Here is a 5,352-nt window from a genome sequence, read left to right as displayed (position 1 = left end):
TTCGTTCCCTGAGCTCCTGGCTGACCCCCTTCTGATCTCCCAGAGCCTTTGACACGGTCACAGTACTGACCCCAAGTCTTGCTGCAATATCAGCCATTCTCACAATTTTTCCCATATCCGTCTTGTTTTCCTGCTTTCCTTCCTCTGTTTTCTTCCCTTAGATTTTTTTCAGATACAAAAGCCTCCCCTGAAAATCCCCCCACATTCTCTCCACAGGAAGCCCCGCCTTCATAAGCACGCTTCCTGAAAATATCCTGTTTGTGAAAACAAAAAGCTCCTCCGTCTTAATGTCCGCCAGATACAAGGCATACCGGGCCTCCTCCAAAAGCCCCCTTAAAGGGATAAATCTGCTTTTGCGGTTTGTCTCGTTGAGCACCTGGGTATAAAAAACAAGCGCCTGTCCGCCGTCTGCAGCGTTTACCTGGAAACAGTCATAGGAATGATTTTCCTGATAGGAGGCAAGTCTGTAATAATCTCCCTCTCTGATCAGCTCGCAAAGGCTTCCATACAGTCTGGTCTGTCTTGAAACCAGCTCCTTTTCCTCCTTTGTCAGCTTTGTGATATCAAGCTCATAGCCGAAGGTGCCCGCAAGAGCCACAAACCCTCTGGTCTCAAGGGGCGTATTTCTTCCCACCGCATGGTTGGGACACACACTCACATGAGCCCCAATGGTGGACAGAGGATACAGCATGGCCGTGCTCTCCTGTATGGCAAGCCTCTCCACGGCGTCCGTATCGTCCGAACACCATATCTGGGGACTGTAATACAGCATGCCCGGATCAAAGCGTCCGCCCCCGCTGCTGCAGTTTTCCAGCAAAAGCCCGGGAAATTCCGCAAGCAGCCTCTCCTGCATTTCATACATTCCCAGCACAAAGCGGTGGGCCAGCTCTCCCTGTCTGTCCGGCGCAAGTGCCGCGCTGTGAAGGTCTGTCAGGGGTCTGTTCATATCCCATTTTACATAGGCAATGTCCGCACTGTGGAGAATGTCAAACATTTCCTCCATAATGTGATCTCTGACCTCTTTCCGGCTTAAATCCAGCACATACTGGTTTCTGGCCATTCCCGGCCTTCTTCCCGGAATGGCGATGGCCCAGTCCGGATGCTCCCTGTAAAGCCTGGAATCCGGGGAGATCATTTCCGGCTCAAACCAGATGCCAAACTGCATTCCAAGAGCCTTTACCTGCTCCACCAGATAGGGCAGTCCACCCTTTAGCTTTTCCTGATTTACCTGCCAGTCCCCTAAGGAGCGGCTGTCGTCGCACCGATCCCCGAACCAGCCGTCGTCCATCACCAGCATTTCGATCCCCAAGGCCGCGCTTTGTCTGGCAATCTCTATGAGCTTTTCTTCGTTGAACTCAAAGTAGGTGCCCTCCCAGTTATTGATCAGTATGGGCCGTCTTTTATGGAGATAAGGGCTTCGGATCAGGTGCTTTCTGTAAAGTGTGTGAAGGCTTTTTGTCATGCCGGAAAGTCCGTTTTCCGAATACACCGTGATCATCTCCGGGGTCTGGAAGCTCTCCCCCGGCTCCAGCTTCCAGCAAAAGTCCTCCGGCTCAATTCCCATAACCACTCTCACGCTGTCAAACTGGTTTACCTCGGCCTGGGCCATAAAATTCCCGGAATAGACAAAATGAAAGCCGTACACCTCCCCCCTCTCCTGGTCTGCTCCGGGGGACAAAAGCGCAAGAAAGGGATGCTCCTGATGGCAGTTGCCGTCTCTTAGGGAGGAGACCTTAAATTTCCCGTGCCCCAGCTTTTTTCGCTCCATATGCCTTTCTCTTCCCCAGGAGCCGTGAAGGGTCAGCACATCAAATTCCCTGTTATCCATATCCAGGCAGCCGCTCAACGCCTTTTCCAGATAAAGAGGCTTTTCCCCCAGATTGGTAAAGCAGACGCTTTTTGCAATGGCGTCCGTATCCGCGAACACACTGTATTTTAACACTGCCCTAAGCCCCAGCACCTTGTCCTCACAGGTGATTGCAAGACTCATCACATCGTCCTGCCCGCCAAAGACAGCGGGCAGCCCGGAAAGCTTTTCCTTTCCCCGGAAAATCTCATGCTTTACATAGGTCAGGCAGACTGCGCCGGCTCCTGCAGCGTCTCTCACCCGCACACAGCTTTCTCTGTAATCTCCCACACCGTGGAAGGAATACTCCATAGGAAAGCTGTCCAGAAAGGAAATCCTCTCCCTGTCATTTGTATCCGGAGTATAGGGCGCTTCCTCAGTCCGAAGCAGCGTTTTGATTCCGCTTAAATCCGCCAGCCGCCCTCCGTAATAAATATGGCCTAAAAACCCCTCTTCCCCCACAATGCCGATCAGATAGGATGTGCCCGGCGTGTCCAGGCGAAAAATTCGTTCCTCCTCCAAATACTGCAGATTCATGCCCCTCTCCTTTCTCCGGTATGGCTTTTAAGTAATTTTAGTCGAATATTTTAAGTTTATTACCTGTTTTTAAGTTTATATTAACAAAAAGCTTTCATTTTTACAAGAAAATTCTGCGCAAAAAATGCCTCCCTGCCACACAAGACAGGGAGGCTTTAAATGCCTGCATCAAAATCTCTTTTATTGCTTCTTCACAACTGCGTTCAAGGCTCCGTCCTCCAGGGTGATCAGAATGGTGTCTCCGGAGGATACCTGGTCTCCCAGAATCAGCTTTGCCGCCAGCGTTTCCACATGCTTCTGGATATAACGCTTCAGAGGTCTTGCGCCGTAAACCGGGTCGTAGGCGTTATCCACCACAAAGGAAAGTGCATCCTTTGTGAGCTCTATCTTAAGATCACGGTCTGCCAGACGCTTGTTCAGGTCAGCAATGATCAAATGAACGATTCCCTCTATATTTTCCTTTGTCAGCGGCTTAAAGAGGATAATCTCGTCCAGACGGTTCAAAAATTCCGGTCTGAAATGAGCCCGCAGATCGTTCATCACCATGCTCTCCGCCTCCGGCTGAATGCTTCCATCCGGGTGAATGCCATCCAGCAGGTAGCTTGCCCCAATGTTGGAGGTCATAATCAGGATGGTATTCTTGAAATCCACGGTTCTTCCCTGGGAGTCTGTGATACGCCCGTCATCCAGCACCTGCAAAAGCACGTTAAACACATCGGGATGGGCTTTCTCGATCTCGTCGAACAGCACCACGCTGTAGGGCTTTCTGCGGACTGCCTCCGTCAGCTGTCCGCCCTCCTCATATCCCACATATCCGGGAGGCGCTCCGATCAGGCGGGATACGGAGTATTTCTCCATATACTCGCTCATATCGATACGCACCATATTGTTTTCGTCGTCAAACAGCGCCGCAGCCAGTGCCTTTGCCAGCTCCGTCTTGCCCACGCCGGTGGGCCCTAAAAACAGGAAGGAGCCTATGGGCTTTGTAGGGTCCTTAATCCCCGCCTTGGAGCGGATGATGGCTTCCGTCACCTTGGTGACGCCCTCGTCCTGTCCGATCACTCTCTTATGCAGCTCCTCGTCCAGATGCAGCGTCTTGTTCCGCTCGCTCTCCGTCAGCTTTGCCACAGGGATGCCCGTCCACCGGGAAATAATTCTGGCGATCTCCTCATCAGATACCTTTTCATGCACCAGGGACAGATCGGAGGAATTCACTCTCTCCTCCTCCTGCTCCAGCTGCTTTTTTAACGCAGGCAGCCTGCCGTAGCTTAGCTCCGCAGCCTTTTCCAGGTTGCCCTCTCTTTGTGCAATCTGGATTTCACTGTTTACCTGATCAATCTCCTCACGCAGCTTTGAAAGCTTTTCCACAGATGCCTTCTCATTGTCCCACTGGGCCTTGCGGCCTGCAAATTCCTCCTTTAAATCCGCCAGCTCCTTCTGGAGATTGGCAAGCCTCTCCTGGCTTAGCCGGTCATCCTCCTTTTTCAGGGCCGCCTCCTCAATCTCCATCTGCATGATCTTTCTCTGGAGCTCATCAAGCTCCGTGGGCATGCTGTCCAGCTCTGTCTTGATGAGGGCGCAGGCCTCATCCACCAGGTCGATGGCCTTGTCCGGAAGGAACCGGTCCGAGATATAACGGTTGGAAAGCACTGCGGCGCTCACCAGGGCATTGTCCATGATCTTCACGCCGTGGTAAACCTCATAGCGCTCCTTCAAGCCTCTCAGTATGGAGATAGTGTCCTCCACCGTAGGCTCATCCACCTGCACCGGCTGGAACCGGCGCTCTAACGCCGCATCCTTTTCAATATACTGGCGGTACTCATCCAGGGTAGTGGCGCCGATACAGTGCAGCTCTCCTCTGGCCAGCATGGGCTTTAACATATTCCCAGCATCCAGAGCGCCGTCCGTCTTGCCCGCACCAACAATGGTATGCAGCTCGTCGATAAACAGAATAATCTGCCCGTCGCTGTTTTTTACGTCCTCCAGCACCGCCTTTAAACGTTCCTCAAACTCGCCTCTGTATTTGGCTCCCGCCACAAGGGCTCCCATGTCCAGCGCAAAAATCTTCTTGTCCTTCAGCCCCTGGGGGACATCTCCCCTCACAATTCTCTGGGCCAGCCCTTCCACTACGGCGGTTTTACCCACGCCGGGCTCACCGATCAAAACAGGATTGTTCTTTGTTTTTCTGGAAAGAATCCGAATCACGTTGCGGATTTCACTGTCCCGCCCGATCACCGGATCCAGCTTCTGGTTCCTTGCCCGCTCCACCAGATCCTGACCATATTTCTCAAGAGTGTCATAGGTGGCCTCCGGGTTGTCGCTTGTAACCCGCTGATTGCCCCTGACTGTGGACAACGCCTGCAGGAAACGCTCCCTTGTGATGCCGTACTCCTTAAAAATCTGGGCGATCTCCTTGTTGGGATTCTTGATCATGGCAAGGAACAAATGCTCCACGGACACATATTCGTCTCCCAGCTGCTTCGCCTCATCCTCGGCGTAGGTCAACACCCTGTTCAGGTGCTGGCCGATATACACCTGTCCTCCCTGTACCTTCACGCATTTTTCCAGGGCCTGTTCCACCCGGTTTACAAAATGCTCCTTCTGAATTCCCATTTTCTCAACAAGCTTTAAAATCAAGCTGTCATCTATTGTCAAAAGGCTGTACAGCAGATGCTCCTGTTCAATTTCCTGATTTCCGTATTCATAAGCCAGCTTTTCGCAGCCTTCCACTGCCTGCATGGACTTTTGCGTAAACTTTTGAATATTCATACGCACACCTCCTCATCTCTGCCTCAAGTTATTTGTTCTATATCTACTATAACACAGAGGAGATAAAAAGCAAGCACAAAAGTATAAACTTTTTATAAAGGCTCTTTTATTGCTGCTGCAGGATGGAAGAAATCTTCTCAATCATTTCGTCCTCCTTTAAGCGGAACTTGATTTCCACCCGGCGGGAGGCGGCCATATCT

Annotated in this window: 3 protein-coding genes; all 3 read right to left on the bottom strand. The window is 51.7% G+C overall.

The window, feature by feature from the left end:
• A partial coding sequence (locus tag AC1WIP_RS10705) for a LacI family DNA-binding transcriptional regulator (protein ID WP_481141819.1) occupies positions 1 to 115 on the bottom strand: 115 nt, incomplete at its 3' end.
• Positions 116 to 157: 42 nt separating this feature from the next.
• Positions 158 to 2,383, bottom strand: a complete 2,226-nt coding sequence (locus tag AC1WIP_RS10700) for an alpha-galactosidase (protein WP_481141818.1) — start codon at positions 2,381 to 2,383, stop codon at positions 158 to 160.
• Positions 2,384 to 2,563: 180 nt separating this feature from the next.
• Positions 2,564 to 5,152, bottom strand: coding sequence for an ATP-dependent chaperone ClpB (clpB, locus tag AC1WIP_RS10695; protein ID WP_481141817.1), 2,589 nt, complete (start codon positions 5,150 to 5,152; stop codon positions 2,564 to 2,566).
• Positions 5,153 to 5,352 lie beyond the last annotated feature (200 nt).

The organism is Acetatifactor sp. (assembly GCF_982438285.1).
The sequence above is the reverse complement of the archived record's forward strand: the minus strand, read 5'-3'. Positions and strand labels throughout refer to the sequence as shown.

Excerpts from the sequence above, each read along its gene's own strand:
- AC1WIP_RS10700 (WP_481141818.1), bottom strand. The coding sequence starts at position 2,383 with ATGAATCTGCAGTATTTGGAGGAGGAACGAATTTTTCGCCTGGACACG.
- clpB (WP_481141817.1), bottom strand. The coding sequence starts at position 5,152 with ATGAATATTCAAAAGTTTACGCAAAAGTCCATGCAGGCAGTGGAAGGC.